The organism is Desulfobaccales bacterium, assembly GCA_041648175.1.
Classification (GTDB): domain Bacteria; phylum Desulfobacterota; class Desulfobaccia; order Desulfobaccales; family 0-14-0-80-60-11; genus 0-14-0-80-60-11.
Genome location: JBAZPO010000012.1, coordinates 73,694 through 91,944, shown reverse-complemented (window position 1 = coordinate 91,944; position 18,251 = coordinate 73,694). Strand labels below are relative to the sequence as shown.

The following is an 18,251-nucleotide window of genomic DNA, read 5'->3' as shown; positions in this document are numbered from 1 at the left end:
CTGGTTCAATTATTTTTACCGCATCGACGCTAACCTGCAGCCCGTATCAATTAAGCTGTTATAATAATTAACCTTCTTAGGAATACAAATTGTCCCCAGTCAGTCCTTGAGTGTTTCCGAGGCGAAGGGATGATATTGGCGTGGCGGTGTTGCCCCGGTCATGATGCTGCTGGAGCACCATACAGGCGAAATTTTGTGCCGATGTGGCGCTTTACCACGCAGTCTCTTGACTAACGCGTCACCACACTCAGATTCTGGCGGCAGCAACTGAGCGTTAACTGCTCTTCAGGTTAGGCGGGTGTATGAGGAAACGGCCAGCACCGAAGGATGAACTGGGGACCACCCTTCAAGCCATTGAGAACGCCTGGACGGAGGGGGTGGCGCTGTCCGGTGCACTCCCAGACCCGGAGGCTGAGGCCAGGCTTTCCAGGCTGTTAAGTGATGTGGTCATGGTCCAGAAATTCTCCCTGGCGTTGTCTAAAGGAGACCTGGCGCAACGTCTGGAAGCCAAGGGCCTGATGGCCGGAAGCTTGAAAAGCCTCCAGGCCAACCTGCGGCATTTAGCCTGGCAAACCCAGATGGTCGCCAAGGGCGATTTCAGCCAGCGTGTCTACTTTATGGGGGAGTTCTCCGAATCCTTCAACCAGATGATTACCGGCCTGGCCGAAGCACGGAGTCAGATTGAGCGCCGTGAAACGGAGTTATTGCAGTTCAATGCCAATCTCCAAGCCCGCAACCGAGAAATCACCTTAATCAATAAAATGTCTGATGCCCTCCAAACCTGCTTCACCTGGGAAGAGGCGGTTCCTGCTATCGAGCATTTTGTCCAAGAATTATTCCCCGTAGCATCAGGAGTCTTGTTCATGCTCGACTCCGATAAGCAGTTGATGCAGGCGGTGGCCTCTTGGGGGACACTTCGACCGGAAGCCCACGACGTTACTCCACATGAATGCTGGGCCATCCGGCACGGAGTACTCTATTTTGGGGAGGGGCTTGAGGAGGAAATGGCCTGCTGTCATCTCCTTTCCCGGTTGGAAGGCTTCTCCGCCTGCCTGCCCTTGCAAACCCACGAGAGGACCCTGGGGTTGTTACGCTTGCAGGCGCCGGGCGAACTTCCGGCAGGAGGGTCTGAGCAACTTAAAGTTCTGGCCAAAACCGTAAAAGATCAATTATCCCTGGCCCTGGCCAACATCAGCCTGAGAGAGACTCTCCACCATCAGGCCATCCATGATCCCCTTACCGACCTCTTTAACCGCCGGTATCTGGTAGAGACCCTGGACAGGGAAATCCTGCGCGCCCAACGCAAGGGTACCTCTTTAGTGGTCATGATGCTGGATCTTGACCACTTCAAACGCCTTAATGATGCCTCTGGTCATGAGGCCGGCGATCGCCTGTTGCAGGCGTTGGCGGGGTTCCTTAAGTCCCACATCCGGGGCGGAGATATTGCCTGCCGGTATGGGGGGGAAGAATTCGTGTTGATCATGCCGGAGGTTTCCCTGGACGTTGCCCTGATGAGAGCCGAACAGTTCAGACTGGGAGTATCAAACCTCCAGGTGGATTATCGGGGACAGCTCCTGGATAAGATCACGATATCCATGGGAGTGGCCGTTTACCCGAAGGATGGCACGACGACTGATGACGTGCTCAAGGCCGCGGATGAGGCCATGTACCGCGCCAAGGCCGCAGGCCGCAATCGGGTGGTGTTAGCAGCTAAGAGTCAGTGAGCCCGTGCCGTAGTCGAAGCCGGCGGCCATGGGTTTTGCCGTCGGCCAAGCCCGCTATCTCCAAAAGCTCTGAGTGCGCCCGCGGTCACAAGGTTAGGGAGCTAAGCTGCTTATTTCTGATCTTTTTCCTGGTCATACATCAATGACACGGTTTGAGACACTCTTTTAGCCCAGGCTGGATCATCTTTGTTTAATTCAACTTCATCATAAAAATCACTGAAGTCATGATCTATGATTTTGTATGGATTAAGACTATCGGAATCATAAAAGGTATGTCTCAATTCGTGTCTTAAGACCCTCACAATGTCACTATCATCGCAATTTGTAATTAATTTACTATCCAAAAGCATGATATAGTCGTAACCATCTTCGGGAGCTTCATCTTTGGATAAGAATTTTACCAGCTCCGAAGGTTTCATCATTTTACCGAGAACAATATTACCCTTACGTACCATCTTTTTCTTGTTAATCAGGAATAAAATTTTGGAATTTACCAACTGAGGGAAATGTTGAGATCTGATTTTTTCATACATTTCAATAATATGGTCAGGAACATGCTCATACTTCATGATACGCCTCCTCCTTTAATGATTCGTCAAAATTACAACCATTAAATATAAACGAGGGACCGGTAAATACAAAGAGATATTTCAAAATCATAGGGATATCATCTAGATTATCTCAGAGGGCAGCCCTGCGCCGGGTTGACCGGGGGAGCTGCCTCAATTGGACCGACCTCCAGCGGCAGAAATAGTGAGGCTCCAAGCATATTGAGCCTAAAGGCCATTTTAAAACCGCTTGGGCTGAGATTGTCATTCTGAGCGCAGCGAAGAATCTCGTTTTTACGCTCTCGTTCCCAAACTCCAGCTTGGGAACGCCAATTTCCGCCCAAGCTTTGCTTGGGCACCGCTGCCTCCCTCCCCCTTGATGGGGGAGGGCTGGGGTGGGAGTGAATGAAATTATTTTTCTGCTCCGGGCAATATATGAAAAATTGGCCACGCATCTTAACGTGTTTTTTCGCTTTGTTATGCCTGTTCGCCGGGCCTGGCGCCGCCTGGGGACAGGAGGAAGATTACAGTCATTTTTGCGAAGAGTTGAAGAACTCCGGACTCGAGGTGGTCGACTCAGGTGTGGCTTACGGCGTACCTTTCGTCGAGATCGCCATTCCACCGGACTCTTCCATTACTGCCATCTGCCGGCGCCTCCCCACTCTCAATAATGATTTCACCCGTTGCCGCAACCGGCTCGGCTTTTTTAACGCCCTCAATCCATCTTATATCAAGACCAAGACCCTGCAACCCAACTCCATCGCAGCCGACACCTTGAAGATCCCCCTGGATCTTCGCAGGGTCCCGGAAATTTTCCCCGCCACCGACTCATCCCTGGAAAGCTATGAAGCATACCTCCTGGTGGATATCGGCAAGGGCTTTCTGGGGCTCTATTCCAAAGGCGATCTGCAGCGGGTATTTCCCATATCCGCGGGGGCTGAGGACCAACGGACGCCGCTGTTCGATTTTCAAGTCGAAGGCAAGGATGAGAATCATTGGTCCAACATCTATGAGTCGTGGATGCCGTGGGGCTTGCACCTCAAGGGGCCGTATTACATCCACGGCGGGGTTCTGCCCGGTAAAGCCGACTCCGCCGGCTGCATCCGTCTGCCCATCGGCGATGCCGAGCAGTTGTATAACTTGGTGGAAGTTGGCACTCCAGGCCGGATTATCGATACTCCCAAGGTGGAGCAAGCTATCTACCCCGCACCTTTTTGTCGTTAAGGCCGTGGCAGGATGACGAAAAGGTGAAGCTGTTCAATTAAGCCTTGCTGACTTCTATTTGGCTGTAGGGGCGAGGTTTCCCCGCCCAGTAAATGCCCTTTTAAGACAGGCGGGGAGACCCTGCCCCCACCGCTGCTTTGATCTGCCTGCTGATCGAATGAGCCCATTCTTTCTTATCAGTCGTCCCTCCTCAATGACACCGCATAGATACTTCGAAACCTCTACGAAAGTCTCGTGTGGGTAGCCGCCCTCGGCTGCCCGAGCTTTTCTCCTAAAAAAACAAAAAGGTTAACGGTCTCGCGAACGTTAACCCATCAAGATAATTTTAAAATTATGGTCGGGACGAGAGGATTTGAACCTCCGACCCCCTGAACCCCATTCAGGTGCGCTACCAGTCTGCGCCACGTCCCGACAACTTCAAACTATATCAACTAGAATTTTCCCTGTCAATTCCCTGGGCAATTTCTCTCCATGGCCGTAAATTTCTCTCTGCATCACCCCCGTAGACCCAGAAAGACTGTGTAAAAGCGGTTGAGATTTCATGATAAACCTGTTAATTTTAAAAGGTTGCCCCGGTCTGATAGATGAACCGGGGAGGCAACCTTGAGGGGAGGGAGAGTTTGATGTCCGGCAAAACCACACAGATCCGTAACTTAGTATTAATCGGCCATGGAGGCTGCGGCAAAACCTCCCTGGCCGAGGCCCTCCTCTTTGGGGCGGGGGCCACTTCCCGGCTGGGTAAAGTCGATGACGGCAGTTCCGTCCTCGATCACGAGCCTGAAGAAATCAAGCGCAAAATTACTATCTCCAGCGCTTTTCACCATTATCAGTGGAAAAAGCACACGGTTTATCTGGCCGACACCCCCGGTGACGACAATTTCCTGTCCGATACCCGGGCCAACCTCCATGTGAGTGACGCCGCCGTGGTCGTGGTGGACGCGGTGGACGGCGTCAAAGTGGGCACCGAAAAAGTTTGGCTGACGGCCAACCAATACAGTCTGCCCCGCTTGGTCTTCATTAGTAAGATGGATCGTGAACGGGCCGATTTTCAGCGGGTCCTCAAGGAAATCCGGGACGTGTTGGAAGTCCAGGCCGTGCCCATCCTGCTTCCCATCGGTCGGGAAGCCGATTTCAAGGGCGTAGTGGATTTAATCAGTCAGAAGGCTTACCTGTCGTCCGGCGGTGGCGCCAAACAGGAAGCGGGTCCCATCCCCGACGACATGAAAGATGAAGTGGAAGCATTGCGCAGCGACCTGCTCAATTTTGCCGCGGAAAGTGACGATGCCCTGATCGAAAAATTCCTGGAAGAAGGGGAACTCACTCCCGAGGAGATCTACCAGGGGCTGCGGGTTGGGACCTTGAAAGGCAACTTTGTCCCGGTTCTGTGCGGGGCGACCAGCCTGGGCTGCCCCCAACTGCTTGACGCCATTAATCTTTATCTCCCCGCCCCCGAGGACCGGGGTCTGGTTGAGGGACAGCATCCCACCACCAAAGCGGAAGTCGCCCTGGAGCCGGACCCGGATGGTCCCCTGGCCGCTCAGGTCTTCAAGACCGTGGCCGACCCCTACGCCGGCCGCCTATCCATCTTTCGCATTTACTCCGGCACCATGACCGCTGACTCTACGGTCCTCAATGCCAACCGGGCCGTTCCGGAACGTTTCGGCCAGCTTTTCCTGCTCGAAGGCAAGGGCCAAAAGGCCGTGCCCAGCCTCGGTCCCGGGGCCTTTGGGGCCGTGGCCAAACTCAAGGAAACGGTCACCGGCGATACCCTGACTTCCGAGGCCAAGCCTCTTGTCCTCCCGGCCATTGCGCCATCCCGGCCCATGGTCACCTTTGCGTTGGAGCCCAAGAAGCAGGGAGAAGAGGACAAGGTCTTCTCCGCGTTTTCCAAGCTCATCGAAGAAGACCCTTCTCTGGCCCTGACCCGCAACGCCGAAACCAAGGAAATCCTGCTGTCCGGCGTCGGTTCGGTCCATATCGAAGCCACCGCCGAAAAGCTGAAACGCAAGTTCGGAGTGGAAGTCAATCTGAAGTCCCCCAAAGTGCCGTATCGGGAGACCATCAAGGGCACCGTTAAGGTCCAGGGCAAATATAAACGCCAGTCCGGCGGCCGGGGCCAATACGGCGATACCTGGCTGGAAATGGAGCCTTTACCCAAGGGTAGCGGCTTTGAGTTCGTCGACAGGATCGTCGGCGGCGCCATCCCCCGGCAGTACATCCCCTCGGTGGAAAAAGGCATTGCCGAAGCCAAGAATACCGGCATCCTGGCCGGTTTCCCAGTGGTAGACTTCCGGGTGTCTCTTTACGACGGGTCCTTCCACGATGTTGATTCTTCGGACATGGCCTTCAAAATCGCCGGGTCCATGGGCTTCAAGAAGGGCATGGAGCAGGCCCACCCCACTATTCTGGAACCCGTTATGAAGATGACGGTGACGGTGCCGGAAGAGAACATGGGGGATATCATCGGTGACCTCAACGGACGCCGCGGCCGGGTCCTGGGCGTGGAAGCCGAGGGGCGCTATCAGGTAATCACCGCGCACGTGCCCATGACCGAAGTGCTGCTCTATGCCCCGGATTTGATCTCTAAGACCGGTGGCCGGGGCACCTACGAGATGGAATTCGATCACTACGACGAGGTTCCGCCCCACCTGGCGGAAAAGATTATCGCCGAAGCCAGGGCGGCCCAGGAGAAGGAATAAAGCAGGGGTCAGGGATTTAGGGGGGTTAGTGGCACAGGCGTTTCGCTTGTGGTTCCCCTGTCTTCCTTGATAGCCCCCTTCCAGCCTACTGTAGGGGCGGACCTGGTGTCCGCCCCGGCACCCTCATCTTTTTATTATGTCAAACTCATCAAAGAAACTCCACGGCCGTATCCACGCAGTCTCCGTCAGCGACCGCAAAGGCGTGGTCAAGCACAACGTGCCACAGGCTCGGCTGCTGGTGGAACACGGCCTGGAAGGCGACGCCCATGCCGAAGGGGGCATTCGCCAGGTCAGCCTGTTGTCACTGGATAGCATCAATAAAATGGTGGCCGCAGGGGCCAACGTCAAGCCCGGCGATTTCGCCGAAAATCTCACCATTGAAGGGCTTGAAGTCATGACCCTGCCGGTAGGGACCCGGTTGAAAGTTGGCGAAGTCGAGTTGGAAATTACCCAGATCGGTAAGACCTGCCACAAAGGCTGCGCCATCCGGCAGTTGGTAGGTGACTGCGTCATGCCCAAAGAAGGGGTTTTTGTCCGGGTGCTCAGCGAAGGCGTGGTTAAGCCGGGCGATGTGATCGAGGTGACGGATGTTCAGGGTGGGCATACTGACGGTCAGTGATAAGGGGCACGCCGGGGAGCGGGAGGATACCGCGGGAGCCGAGCTGGGCCGCCAGTTGGACTCCCGGTGCTTTACGGTGGCCGCTTATCAAGTAGTGCCCGATGAGCCCGACGTCATCGCGGCTCAACTTGTATCTTGGAGCGATGATGACAACCTCGATTTGATCCTGACCACCGGCGGCACCGGCTTAAGCCCCCGGGACACGACGCCGGAAGCCACGCTTACCGTGGCCCAGCGCCTGGTGCCGGGAATCCCCGAGGCCATGCGGGCTGCGGGCCTGGCGATAACCCCTCATGCTATGCTTTCCCGGGGGGTGGCGGTGATCCGAGGCAGCACCCTGATCATCAATCTCCCCGGCAGCCCCAAGGGTGCCCGGGAAAATCTGGCCGCAGTGGCGCAGGCCCTGCCCCACGCCCTGGAAAAGCTCAAAGGCAGCCCGGCAGAGTGCGGCGCGCCTTGAAGGGAAGACTGTAGGGGCGGGTTTAAAACCCGTCCCTACATTTTGACGGCGTTCATCAATTTTCTAATTCTTGCTGCCCCCTAACTGCTGACCGCTTTTCTCAACTTGGCACTTCAGGATTTTCTTCCATGGCGCCCGGCTGGTCGGGGGTGGCAAAGACGCACGACGACTGAATCCTTTCCCGGATAGCCTGGATGGCTAGCTCGTTCTTTTCTCTAACGTACTTCAAATCCTTGGCTTTTTGCACCGCGGCATTGACTTCGGGCGCGACCAAGGGGTTGCCCTCCCCCCGCTCCAGGGCCTGAAAGGTTTTGACCCCCAACGCCGCCATGGCCTTATTAATTTTTCTCTGCTGCCAATACCTCAGCCCTTTACGACCCAGAATCTTGATCCGTCGCCCGGTATTGAGCGCGAAAGTCCAGGAGCTGCACCAAGTTTTTTTGAGACCGGTGGCGGCCTTTTCCTTCAAGTCCCCATTCATAGACACCTCCTGCGGCACGGTGGTGGTGGATGACCCAGAATCATCTGGAACTCTGCGGGCTTAAGCGAAGGTGGTGAGGCCTCCTGACTAAATCCGGGCATCAAACTGAATTTAATATAAGAATTGTTGATTCAGGTGCAAGCCAAGCCACTAAGGAAAATAGGAAAATTTCCTCATGAAACCATACGGTTCTCCCTCAAGTCTCGGTGGCTAATTTTTCCAGCTTCTCCCGCAGGGTTTTGGTGATGCCCCTGATGTGGCTGCCGGGCCAATAGACCCGGTGACACCGGGGGCACTCCGAGAACTGCCGTTGGTAATGGAAGACATGCTCTGGAACCCGGCCTTGGACCAGATCCCGGTCGAGCGGGATTAAGGGCTCGTTGCAGTGGCTACAGCGGCTCAAGGGGTTGAGGTGGCGGGGCGAGATGTGCAGGCGCCGCATGACCTCTTCCAACTGGGCTTCGGGCTCACCCGCGGCCAGGACCAGAAGGTCGGGGCGCTTGAGGCGTTCGCAATTTTTCTGGCGAGTCAAAATGTGAATCTGGGGTTGGGGCGGTGGCCAGCCCTGAGGCTGATCCGCGGCCAGGCGCACCAGGCTGGCGTCAAAGCCGCAAAAGCGCAGCCACTTGGCCAAGCCGCCCAGAGGCTGATCCACCAGGAATTTCATAAAGTTATAAGCCTTTAATTGCTTGAAAGAAGATTACTTCCCCCTCACCCTAACCCTCTCCCCCATTGGGGGAGAGGGGATAAAGATTGAAGCAAGATATTGCTCCTGGCCATTTGGTTCTTTAGCTGAAAGCTGACGGCTGACCGCTGAAAGCCACCTACTTCCCCAAGGAAACCTCAGTCACGCCGGGCGGCGGCGTCAGGGTTAACTCGGCCGGGGTTAAAGGCGGATTGAGCTTGAGGTCTCGATAGACCAGGCGCAGTTCCATCTTCGGCGTGGTGGTCTTCAGGGTAATTTTTTCGGGGAGATCGGGGGTCAAGGCGCCGAAGTCGGCAAGTTCCGCCGTAAAACGCGGTTCTGCCGCGCCGCCGAACCACTCCTCGGCCACCGGATAGAGCCCCTGAGCATCTACCCAGAGACGTTCCTGAAGTTTGCCGCCCTGGCCCCATTCCAGCCGGTAGCGGCCCGTGGCGCTCTCGTAGTCAAAGCGGTCCGGGGGGCCGGGGCTTAAAGGCAAGGCTCCTACCAGCAGGCGCAAGGTCTGAGGCAGACTGACCGTGGGGGGAATGAACGCGGCCAAATTCCCGGGAGTGGCCGGGCCGCGCAAGAGCTTGTTTTCATGGGGGGACAGTATCTTGACTTCGGTGCCGTCCGTGGCGAAGCTTAAGATGGTGCGGCCCAGGAAATCCAGGATATTCACCTTAAGACTGGCTGGCAGGCGACCGATGAGCAGGGCCGTGCCCGAATAATTCTGCTTGGGGGACAAATAGGTGATACGGCCTTTAGCCTGAAAGGACTGGACGTGCTGCTGCCGGGACCTGAGGCGCAAGAGTAACTCTTCAGAGGAGATTCCCGTCACCGGCGGCGGAGACGGCGGCAGAGCCCGGCACCCCCCCAGCAGGAGGAGAATCAGCAACGCCGGCCAGAAGAGGTTCCGCTTCAATGGGCTCGTTCCTTCAGGAGAGTTTCCAACTGATTAATTTTTTTGTTCAATTCAGATTTGTTGGCATTCTCCATGGCCAGGGCCCGACGATAGATACGCAAGGCATCCCGGTAACGCTTCTGCTGGAAATAGGCATCCCCTAAATGTTCTGCCACGGTGCTGTCCTGAGGCATGATGTGGTGAGCCCGCTCCAGCTCGGCCACCGCTTTGGCATATTGGCCCTTCTTATACAAGACCCACCCCAGGCTGTCAATGATCTGGCCGCTGTTGGGTTTGGCCCGCAAGGCCTCTCGGATCAACCGTTCCGCCTCATCGAGATTTATGCCCTTCTCGGCATAGGTGTAACCGAGAAAATTTTGGGCATCGGGATTGTTGGGGTCCAATTCCAGGACTTTCTTGATCTGTTCGATACTGTCGTCGCGCTTATTCTGTTTTTCATAGAGCACCGCCAAACGGAAATGAATTTCCGCCGGCCGCTCCACCTTGTCGAGCCCTGCCTTGAGGGCTTGGATGGCTCGGTCCCACTGGTTATCTTCTTCAAAAAAGTAAGACTTGGTAAGATAAACCTCTTCCTGATTGGGGGCCAGGGTCTGAAGTTCATTGAGGATCTGCCGGGCCTTTTCTTTGTCGCCCATCTGAAAATTGAGGTAAGCCATCCGCAGCCGGGACTGGACGAAATGTTCGGAATGCCGCTCTACCAGTTGGTATTCACGGATAGCCGCCTTCAGATCACCCTTTTCCTCCATGGCCATGCCGATGAAATAGCGAGCCCGATTTTCGTAGCGGGGGTGGCTCAAGAGTGGGCGGAAGAGCCGGATGGCGTCGTCCGGCAGCTTCTGCTCCAGGCAGATAAGGGCGATGTTAAAATTTGTGGCCGGGTCATTCTTCTCCAGGTCTTGGATTTTATGAAAGACCTTCTGGGCCTCACCGTAACGGTTCATGATCAGATACAGGCGGCCGATACTGGCCCAGGCCCGGCTATTGCGGGGTTGCAGGTTGATGATGCGGCGATATATGGCCAGGGCGCGGCTGTACTGGCGCTCCCGCTCCAGGGTGGACCCCAGATCGAACATCGCCGGCACGAATTGGGGATCCATGGTGAGGACCCGCATGAATTCCTTTTTCGCATCCGCCAGACGATCAGTTTCCAGGTAGATGCGCCCCAGATAGTAGTAACCCACTACCAGTTGGGGGTCCAACCGCAAAAGTTCCTGGATGGCATGAATGGCTTGGGGATAGCGCCGCTGCTGGGCATAGAGGGTGGCTAAAAAGAGACGGGCTTCCCGGTTATCCGGATCTAACCGCAAAATACGCTCGTATTCCCGGGTAGCATCATCCAACTGGTTCAGACCCACGTGGAGGCCGGCCAGGAGGAAATAGGCTTCTTGCTGTTTGGGGTCTAATTGGATGGATTTTTGGGCATGGGCCAGGGCTTCTTTGACATCACCCTGGCGTTGGTAGAGGGCGGCCAGCTCCATCTCCAGGTACGGAGAATCAGGATCATTTTCCAGGGCTATCTTATATTCCTGGATGGCCCCGGCCACGTCATCGGCCACCAGCAGTTGTTGGGCCTTGAGAAAGTGATAATATGACTGACTCTTCGACGTTTCCGGCGATGTTCCGCCTCCGGTCGCCAGGGCTGTCACTTTGCCCAGGGAGGCGCAGCCCGTCATCAGGCACACGCACAGCCCCAGAATCCCCCAAGGCCGCAGCCGCAGCCAGGATTTATTACTAGATAAAAAACCGATCACTTTTGACATTGGATATTCTATAAATTTTTCCAGGAGATGCCCCCAAAGGAACCTAATCTCCTATAGGGGTCCGATAATCTTCCCAATCAGCGATTTCATTCTTGAGATGCTGCCGCAATCTTTTAATGAGGCGGTCTTCGATCTGACGCACCCGCTCCCGGGAGATGTGGTGGCGAGCCCCGATCTCCTGCAAGGTCATGGGCTTTTCAGCCAACAGGCGCAGGTCCAAAATATCCAGTTCTTTCTCATTAAGTTCGTGGCGAAACTCTTCCAACTTCCGGCGGAACATACCTTTCAATTCCGCTTGGGCCAACACTTCTTCCACGTGGGGGTCGGTGGCCGGCAAGAAATTCTTGTGATACTCGTCGGACCCGTCTTTTAAAGGCGCGTCCAGGGACAGCTCCCATCCTCCCAGGCGCTGGTCCATCTCGATAACTTCTTCCTCCCGCACGTTCAAGGCGTCGGCCAGGAGTTTGGGGCCCGGCTCAAATCCCTGGGCCCGAAGCTTCTCTTTTTCCCGCTTCAAGTTGTAAAAAAGTTTGCGCTGGGACTGGGTAGTGCCGATCTTCACCAGCTTCCAGTTATCCATGATGAACTTGAGGATGTACGCCTTAATCCAGAAGGAAGCATAATAGGACAGCTTGATGCCCCGGTAGGGGTCGAACTTCTTGATGGCGTGCATGAGACCGATGTTGCCTTCCTGGATCAGGTCCAGCAAGTTTTTCATCCAGTATTTCTGGAACTCCAGGGCAATCTTGATCACCAGCCTCAGGTTACTGGTGATTAGCCGGGAGCCGGTTTCCTTATCGCCGCTCTCATGGAAAAAAGTGGTGAGGGCTTTTTCCTCCTCCGGGGTCAGCAGGGCAAACCGGTTGGCCTCCCTGATGTAGCGTTGCACCAGGTCGAGATCGCTGGGGATCGGTAAAGCTGCTTCAGCTTCTTCTTCATGGTCCGCTTCGATCTCGGGCTCTAGAATCTCTGGCAGCTCTTCCGGCTGTTCAGCAAAGTTCCTGTCGAACTGATCTTTCAATGGCATCCTTCTTGGGTCAGGTTAAGGCTCTTACCAGACCAGGCGAACGGGGATATGGTGCTGGTTCAGATACTCTTTAATGCCCGCAATAGTATAGGTGCCGTAATGGACCATGGAAGCAATGAGCGCCGCATCCGCCCGTCCCTCAGTGAGAACCTCCCGGAGGTGGTCGGGAGTGCCGGCGCCGCCTGAAGCTATCACCGGAATGGGCACGGCCTCCGAGATCATCCGGGTGAGAGTCAGCTCATAACCCGCCTGGGTGCCGTCAGCATCGATGGAGTTGAGGCAAATCTCCCCGGCCCCCAGCCGAACCGCTTCCTGGGCCCACCAGAGGGCATCGATCCCCATGGGGGTGCGCCCGCCGTGAATCACCATTTCATACCCCGAAGGGATGGTAGGGGAGGGGGTGACCTTCTTTACATCCATGCCTAAAACAATGCACTGGCTGCCGAAGGCCTCGGCCCCTTTGGTAATCAGCGGGGGGTCAAGAATGGCGGCGCTGTTGACGCTCACCTTTTCGGCCCCGGCCAGGAGCACGTCCCGCATATCGCCCAAATTACGGATACCGCCCCCCACCGAAAAGGGGATGAGGATCTCCGCGGCCACACGCCTCACCACATCGATCATGATGTTGCGGCGGTCACTGGAAGCGGTAATATCGTAGAACACCAGTTCATCGGCCCCGGCTTCATAGTAGAGCCGGGCCATGGCCACCGGATCGCCGATATCCACATTGTTCTTAAATTTTATGCCCTTGGTGGTCCGGCCATCCCGGACGTCCAGGCAGGGAATGATCCGTTTACTCAGCACTTAAACCGTCCCAGGCCAGGAAGTTTTCGAGGATCTGTAGCCCAAAGCGGCCGCTTTTCTCCGGGTGAAACTGAGTTGCCACCAGGTTGCGCCAACCAATGGCGCTGGGAAATTCCCCGCCGTGATCTGTCACGCCCAGAACCATGTTCGCCTGAGCCGGGTTCGGATAGTAGCTGTGCACAAAATAGTATTCGGCGCCTTGCGGTAAATTCTTAAATACCGGGTGATCCTTGAGAAAGCGCACTCGGTTCCAGCCCATGTGGGGGATCTTCAGATTCTCGGTTTTGGGTAGTAACCGGGTGCGGCCTGGCAGCAGGCCCAGGCAGGTGGTGTCGTTTTCGTCACTGGCCTCTAGGATGATTTGCGCCCCCAAACAGATACCCAGGATGGGAATGCCCCGGGCAAAACTCTGGCGCAGGGCCTGATCCAGACCCAATTCCTTAAGCGTCGCCATAGCCTTGCCGGCCGCTCCGACCCCTGGAAAAACGACGCGGCTCGCCATTGCCACCACCGCCGGGTCCCGGGTCACCGTGCCCTCCACCCCCAGGGCCTTGAAAGACCGGACCACGCTGGTGAGGTTGCCGGCATGATAATCGATGATGATGATCACAGTTGCCTTGATATTGAACAGACGATTTCTACACTGTAAAATTTATCAATCCAAAAGCCCTGCGTCAACATGATTATCCCCCGCGCCGGGCCGTCTTTTCATGAAGAAGCTATCAGCGGTCAGCCTTCAGCTTTCAGCCAGGAAAAAAAATGAATCGCTCCAGGTGCATCTTACTCAGAATTGGTGGCACAGGCGTCTCGCCTGTGCATGGTCTAGGCGTAGCGACTGTATTGAAGATACGGGTTGTTGCGAGGCAGTTTTTCACCTCTCCATACCTCCATTTTCTGCAATTCCCTGTATTGGCTGAAAGCTGACAACTACCTCCCAAACCTGGATTTACCCCCACCGCTGTGTTATCTTAAAACCCAAAATTCAAGCCAAGGTTAAAACATGAAACTCGTGACGGCATCCCAGATGCGGGAGTTGGACCGCCGGGCCATCCAGGATATTGGCATCCCTTCCCTGGTCCTCATGGAAAATGCCGGGCGGACCACCTACCAGATTCTTAGGCGGGAATTTCCTGCCCTTGAGGGGGAAGTGGCGGTGGTGGCCGGACGAGGCAACAACGGCGGCGACGGCTTTGTCGTGGCCCGCTGCCTGGCCAATGCCGGCCTCCCGGTGGCCGTATTTCTTTTGGGGGAGCGGGCTCAGGTGCGCGGCGATGCCCGGGTTAACCTGGATATTCTGGCTCACCTGGGGGTTATGGTCGAAGAAGTCCTCACCGATGCCGACTTAAACCCCGTCATCCATCGCCTGGCCAAAGCCGGCCTCATCGTGGACGCGCTTTTGGGCACCGGCCTCAACTCCCCGGTCCAAGGCTTAATGGCCGATTTGATCGAGCGCCTCAATCACCTGCGGGCGCCGGTGTTGGCGGTGGATATCCCCACCGGGCTTTCCGCCGATACCGGCGAGGTGCTGGGGGTGGCCCTGAAAGCTCACGTCACCGTGACCTACGGCTGGCCCAAACTGGGCCAAATCGTGCCGCCGGGCCGGGATTATGTGGGCCGCCTCTGGCAGGTGGATATCAGCATTCCGCCGGATCTTGCCCGGGACGTGAACCTGGAACTGGCCGAGGCCTCGGACCTGCGGGCGCTCTTACCGTCCCGGCCCTTCGGCAGCAACAAAGGGACCTTCGGACATCTCCTGGTTCTGGCGGGCTCTGAGGGCAAAACCGGGGCTGCCACCCTGTCGTCCGAGGCCGCACTCCGGGCCGGGGCCGGGCTGGTAACCCTTGGGATTCCAGCCAGCCTCAACGATATTATGGAGGTGAAGCTCACCGAAGCCATGACCGTGCCCCTGCCCGAGGCCGTGGGCGTCCGGGCCTTGGGAAAAACGGCCTTGGGGCCGATCCGGGATTTCCTGGGGGAGAATTTTACCCTGGCTATCGGGCCGGGTCTGGGCACCCACCCGGAGACCCGGGAACTGGTCTGCCGGCTGGCCCATGACTTACCCCAGGCCATGGTCATCGACGCCGACGGCATCAACAACCTGGCCGCGGATAGTTCTTGTTTAAAAGACGCCGCGGGCCCCCGGCTGCTCACCCCTCACCCCGGCGAGATGGCCCGGTTGCTGGGGTTGTCCGTCCCGGAAGTGCAGGCCCGGCGTCTGGATCTGGCCCGGGAAACCGCGGCTAAATTCGGCATTACCCTGGTGCTCAAAGGGGTCCAGACCCTGGTGGCGGCAGCAGATGGCCGTGTCAGCCTCAACCCCACGGGCAATCCAGCCCTGGCCAGCGGCGGCACAGGAGATGTGCTCACCGGCCTCATCGGCGGATTCCTGGCCCAGGGCCTGACTCCCTGGGATGCGGCCCGCCTGGGTGTCTATCTCCACGGCCTGGCCGCCGATTATTTTGTCAGCCGCTACGGTCCCCGGGGGATGATCGCCGGCGACTTGTTAACCGTGTTTCCCTCCATGTTGGCAGAATTCATGCAGGGACAAATACCCCTGACAGAGGAAGATATATGCTACAAGCGCGTAATATCATGACCATTGACGTCCTCACGGTCGGCCCCGAGACCTCCATCTCGGAGTTGTCCAAGCTGTTGGAAAACCGCAAAATCGGCGGCGTGCCCGTGGTAGACCAAGACGGCCGCCTGGTGGGGGTCATCACCCAGAGCGACCTGGTGGAGCGGGCCCGGGACCTGGAGTTGCCCCCTGCCATCAACATCCTGGACTTCCATATTTATCTCCAGATTCCCTCCCACCTCTTTCACAAAGTGGAAAAAATGCTGGGCACCACGGTGGGCGACTGTATGACCGAGAACCCCGTCACCGTGGCCCCGGACACGCCGGTTTCCAAGGTCGCGGCCCTCATGGCCAAACAAAAGGTGCACACCATTCCGGTAGTGGAAGGGACGAAGCTCGTGGGCATCATCGGCAAGATGGACCTGGTCCGGGCCATGGCCCAAGAACCCGGCGTGTGAAGCGAAATTGCGCTCACCTGGTGGCACAGGCGTCTCTCCTGTGCAGAAGCAGGCTTCACCGCAATTTCGGGAAAATCTCCCGATCCTTCTTAACGAGCCATTCATGTTCCAAGGGAACACTCAAAACCATGAAAATTAAAGTAGGGTGCGTCTCACGCACCATTTTTGGCGCGTAAGACGCGCCCTACGAGATTCATTTTCAGAGCAGAGTGGGGTGCTTTGAAAGTCCCCCTTTGAAAAGGGGGATTTAGGGGCAATGCTGTTCACTTAAACAATTGTAGGGGCGGGGTCTCCCCGCCCCTGGCTTAAATGTGCCACGGGTTGGGCGGGGAAACCCCGCCCCTACAGCCGATCAGAAATCGCCAATGCTTAAGTGAACAGCATTGGATTTAGGGGGATTTTGGCTTTTCCGTTTATCCCCGGACTTACAGGATATTATTCGAATTCAGGTGATATGGAAATGAGGCTATACCATCGGGTCAGCCACAGTCCCGAAGACACCCGCGCCCTCGCGGCCCGGCTCGGAGCGCTTTTGGCCCCGGGGGATGTGGTGGCCTTAAACGGCGAGTTGGGCAGCGGCAAGACCGAGTTTGTCCACGGCCTGGCTGAGGGTCTGGAAATACCGCCCGATCTGGTCGCCAGCCCCAGTTTCGCCCTGGTGCATGAGTATCCCGGCCGCCTGACCCTGGTGCACCTGGACCTCTACCGCCTGGAAGACCTCCCGCCGGAGTTGCTCCCGGACCTGGAGGAATACCTCTCCGGCGACCAGGTGGTGGCGGTGGAATGGGCGAAGCGATTGGCCCCCTTGCTCCCCGGCGATTACCTGGAAGTCGACCTGGAAGTCACCGGCGTAAACGACCGCCGCTTCACCTTCACCGGCCACGGCGAGCGTGGTTGTGAACTGGTGCGGGAGTTGGCGAATACCTAAGATTAGTCCAATTGTAGGGGCGCACCTGCGTGTGCGCCCTTATGGGGGACACGCAGGTCCCCCATACGAGACAATGGCAATTTGTTTTTTATATGAACTCACTCATTTATGTTAGACACAAAAATATTCAGGAGACCCACATGGCTAAAATAACCCCCAAGCACCGCGTAGTCATTGACAGCCCCGAAGGATTGAGGGACTGGGCCGAGCTCCGGTTGGAACGGCTGAAACCATATGCGAAGTGGCTGGTGTTGGCAGTGGTAGTGATCGCCTTGGGCCTGGGCGCCTGGGGCATCAAGGCCAGGATGCAGGCCAGCCGGGACGAAAAGGCCGCCGTAGCCTTGACCCAGGTGACCCCCAAGATCGACCTCAATATCCCTGCCGTGGCCGCAGCCACCGACCTGGAAAAATTTATCAAGGAACATCCCGGCACTCCAGCGGCCCGGGAAGCGCAACTCCTCCGGGGCAACCTCCTCTACAATCTCCAGTTGTACAGCGAAGCCGCCCAGGCCTATGAATCGCTCCTGGATGGCCGCGACCCGGGCTGGGATTTCCTGATTACCGAAAGTCTCAGTTATTGCTACGAAGGTATGGGCAATTACAAAAAGGCGGCCGAAGTGTTGAAGCCTTTGGTGGAGCAGTCTGTTGGCCCCATGCGGAACGAGGTTATAAGCAGGGTGGCCATGCTTTACGACCAGGCCAAAGACCCCGGACAGGCCGCAGTCTACTGGCGCAAGCTCTTGGAAAAGCCCCCGGACGCTGCCATGGCCTCGTACCTCCAGGAAAAACTGGCCGCGGCGGAGGCTGCAGCCAAGAAATAACCGGGGCCGATATCGATTACCGGGTAGCCAGCCGGGCCTTGACCATATCGATATTGAATTTGATCAGGGGCGTGAGCTCCGTGTCTCCGTAAACCTCCTGCAAGGGGCGGAAGGCCAGACAGATACCGTCCACGGCGCACACCTGGTTGACGTTGATCTTATACCCTTGAGCCCGAGGCAGGGCCTGTTCCAGGTATTTTAAGGCCTCTGGATATTTGTGCTCTTTGACCTTAATAGCCCCCAGATTATTCAAGGCCAGAGGATTGCCCGGGTCCTTTTTCAGAATCTCATCGTAAAGTTCCTGGGCCTGAGCCAGTTTGCCTGCCTCCAGCAAGTCGTAGCTCTCCACCATCTTCTTGGTGAGAGCCGCGTCAACCTGAGTCCATGCCGGTCCGGTGAGGGCCAAGCCTAGCACCGCCGCCATGCAGACTATCTGCCAAGATTTCGGTTTCATGCTTACTCCCCGGATTATTCGTGGTGATTTGAACTTATCCTTGTTGCAAGTTCGGGATA

18 protein-coding genes and 1 tRNA gene are annotated in these 18,251 nt (G+C 56.6%); 9 read left to right on the top strand and 10 right to left on the bottom strand.

Annotated elements, in window-relative coordinates:
• Positions 1 to 302: 302 nt before the first annotated feature.
• The gene (locus WC600_12270; protein MFA4903504.1) at positions 303 to 1,724 is read left to right on the top strand and encodes a sensor domain-containing diguanylate cyclase; all 1,422 of its coding nucleotides are present in this window, start codon (positions 303 to 305) and stop codon (positions 1,722 to 1,724) included.
• A 110-nt stretch (positions 1,725 to 1,834) separates the two neighbouring features.
• Here WC600_12270 and WC600_12265 read toward each other — a convergent pair whose 3' ends face one another.
• Positions 1,835 to 2,293, bottom strand: a complete 459-nt coding sequence (locus WC600_12265; GenBank protein MFA4903503.1) for a putative metallopeptidase — start codon at positions 2,291 to 2,293, stop codon at positions 1,835 to 1,837.
• Between the two features lie 414 nt (positions 2,294 to 2,707).
• Here WC600_12265 and WC600_12260 point away from each other — a divergent pair, with 414 nt between their 5' ends.
• Positions 2,708 to 3,496, top strand: coding sequence for a L,D-transpeptidase (locus WC600_12260; GenBank protein ID MFA4903502.1), 789 nt, complete (start codon positions 2,708 to 2,710; stop codon positions 3,494 to 3,496).
• A gap of 334 nt (positions 3,497 to 3,830) precedes the next feature.
• Here the strand turns inward: WC600_12260 and WC600_12255 are convergent.
• Positions 3,831 to 3,907, bottom strand: a tRNA-Pro gene (locus WC600_12255).
• A 212-nt stretch (positions 3,908 to 4,119) separates the two neighbouring features.
• Between WC600_12255 and fusA the strand changes: the two genes are divergently transcribed.
• The 3 genes from fusA to WC600_12240 all read left to right on the top strand — a co-directional run bounded on the left by fusA (position 4,120) and on the right by WC600_12240 (position 7,274).
• The gene (fusA, locus tag WC600_12250; protein ID MFA4903501.1) at positions 4,120 to 6,195 is read left to right on the top strand and encodes an elongation factor G; all 2,076 of its coding nucleotides are present in this window, start codon (positions 4,120 to 4,122) and stop codon (positions 6,193 to 6,195) included.
• A 136-nt stretch (positions 6,196 to 6,331) separates the two neighbouring features.
• Positions 6,332 to 6,814 carry an MOSC domain-containing protein gene (locus WC600_12245; GenBank protein ID MFA4903500.1) on the top strand — a complete coding sequence of 161 codons (483 nt, stop codon included), beginning with the start codon at positions 6,332 to 6,334 and terminating at the stop codon, positions 6,812 to 6,814.
• Positions 6,783 to 7,274, top strand: coding sequence for a MogA/MoaB family molybdenum cofactor biosynthesis protein (locus WC600_12240; GenBank protein MFA4903499.1), 492 nt, complete (start codon positions 6,783 to 6,785; stop codon positions 7,272 to 7,274). The genes WC600_12245 and WC600_12240 overlap by 32 nt, the downstream gene beginning before the upstream one ends.
• Positions 7,275 to 7,374: 100 nt before the next feature.
• Here the strand turns inward: WC600_12240 and WC600_12235 are convergent, their stop codons facing one another.
• The 7 genes from WC600_12235 to hisH all read right to left on the bottom strand — a co-directional run bounded on the left by WC600_12235 (position 7,375) and on the right by hisH (position 13,566).
• Positions 7,375 to 7,755 (bottom strand): hypothetical protein, encoded by a 381-nt coding sequence (locus WC600_12235; protein MFA4903498.1) that lies wholly within the window; start codon positions 7,753 to 7,755, stop codon positions 7,375 to 7,377.
• A 196-nt stretch (positions 7,756 to 7,951) separates the two neighbouring features.
• Positions 7,952 to 8,422: a Mut7-C RNAse domain-containing protein gene (locus tag WC600_12230; GenBank protein ID MFA4903497.1), complete on the bottom strand. Its 471-nt coding sequence runs from the start codon at positions 8,420 to 8,422 to the stop codon at positions 7,952 to 7,954.
• Positions 8,423 to 8,579: 157 nt separating this feature from the next.
• The gene (locus WC600_12225; protein ID MFA4903496.1) at positions 8,580 to 9,365 is read right to left on the bottom strand and encodes a hypothetical protein; all 786 of its coding nucleotides are present in this window, start codon (positions 9,363 to 9,365) and stop codon (positions 8,580 to 8,582) included.
• Positions 9,362 to 11,125 carry a tetratricopeptide repeat protein gene (locus WC600_12220; protein ID MFA4903495.1) on the bottom strand — a complete coding sequence of 588 codons (1,764 nt, stop codon included), beginning with the start codon at positions 11,123 to 11,125 and terminating at the stop codon, positions 9,362 to 9,364. The genes WC600_12225 and WC600_12220 overlap by 4 nt, the downstream gene beginning before the upstream one ends.
• 43 nt (positions 11,126 to 11,168) lie before the next feature.
• Positions 11,169 to 12,146 carry an RNA polymerase factor sigma-32 gene (locus WC600_12215; protein ID MFA4903494.1) on the bottom strand — a complete coding sequence of 326 codons (978 nt, stop codon included), beginning with the start codon at positions 12,144 to 12,146 and terminating at the stop codon, positions 11,169 to 11,171.
• 30 nt (positions 12,147 to 12,176) lie between these two features.
• Complete coding sequence (hisF, locus tag WC600_12210; GenBank protein MFA4903493.1) at positions 12,177 to 12,956, bottom strand: imidazole glycerol phosphate synthase subunit HisF; 780 nt, start codon at positions 12,954 to 12,956, stop codon at positions 12,177 to 12,179.
• Positions 12,946 to 13,566 carry an imidazole glycerol phosphate synthase subunit HisH gene (gene hisH, locus WC600_12205; protein ID MFA4903492.1) on the bottom strand — a complete coding sequence of 207 codons (621 nt, stop codon included), beginning with the start codon at positions 13,564 to 13,566 and terminating at the stop codon, positions 12,946 to 12,948. The genes hisF and hisH overlap by 11 nt, the downstream gene beginning before the upstream one ends.
• A 390-nt stretch (positions 13,567 to 13,956) precedes the next feature.
• Between hisH and WC600_12200 the strand changes: the two genes are divergently transcribed.
• The 4 genes from WC600_12200 (at position 13,957) to WC600_12185 (ending at position 17,738) form a co-directional block, all read left to right on the top strand.
• Complete coding sequence (locus WC600_12200) at positions 13,957 to 15,552, top strand: NAD(P)H-hydrate dehydratase (protein ID MFA4903491.1); 1,596 nt, start codon at positions 13,957 to 13,959, stop codon at positions 15,550 to 15,552.
• A complete protein-coding gene (locus WC600_12195) occupies positions 15,528 to 15,989 on the top strand; it encodes a CBS domain-containing protein (protein ID MFA4903490.1) in 462 nt (153 codons plus the stop codon). The genes WC600_12200 and WC600_12195 overlap by 25 nt, the downstream gene beginning before the upstream one ends.
• 460 nt (positions 15,990 to 16,449) lie before the next feature.
• Positions 16,450 to 16,917, top strand: coding sequence for a tRNA (adenosine(37)-N6)-threonylcarbamoyltransferase complex ATPase subunit type 1 TsaE (gene tsaE / locus WC600_12190; protein ID MFA4903489.1), 468 nt, complete (start codon positions 16,450 to 16,452; stop codon positions 16,915 to 16,917).
• A gap of 140 nt (positions 16,918 to 17,057) precedes the next feature.
• Positions 17,058 to 17,738 carry a tetratricopeptide repeat protein gene (locus tag WC600_12185; GenBank protein MFA4903488.1) on the top strand — a complete coding sequence of 227 codons (681 nt, stop codon included), beginning with the start codon at positions 17,058 to 17,060 and terminating at the stop codon, positions 17,736 to 17,738.
• Between the two features lie 16 nt (positions 17,739 to 17,754).
• On the opposite strand, the gene WC600_12180 is transcribed toward WC600_12185, so the two are convergent.
• Positions 17,755 to 18,192 (bottom strand): tetratricopeptide repeat protein, encoded by a 438-nt coding sequence (locus tag WC600_12180; protein ID MFA4903487.1) that lies wholly within the window; start codon positions 18,190 to 18,192, stop codon positions 17,755 to 17,757.
• Positions 18,193 to 18,251 lie beyond the last annotated feature (59 nt).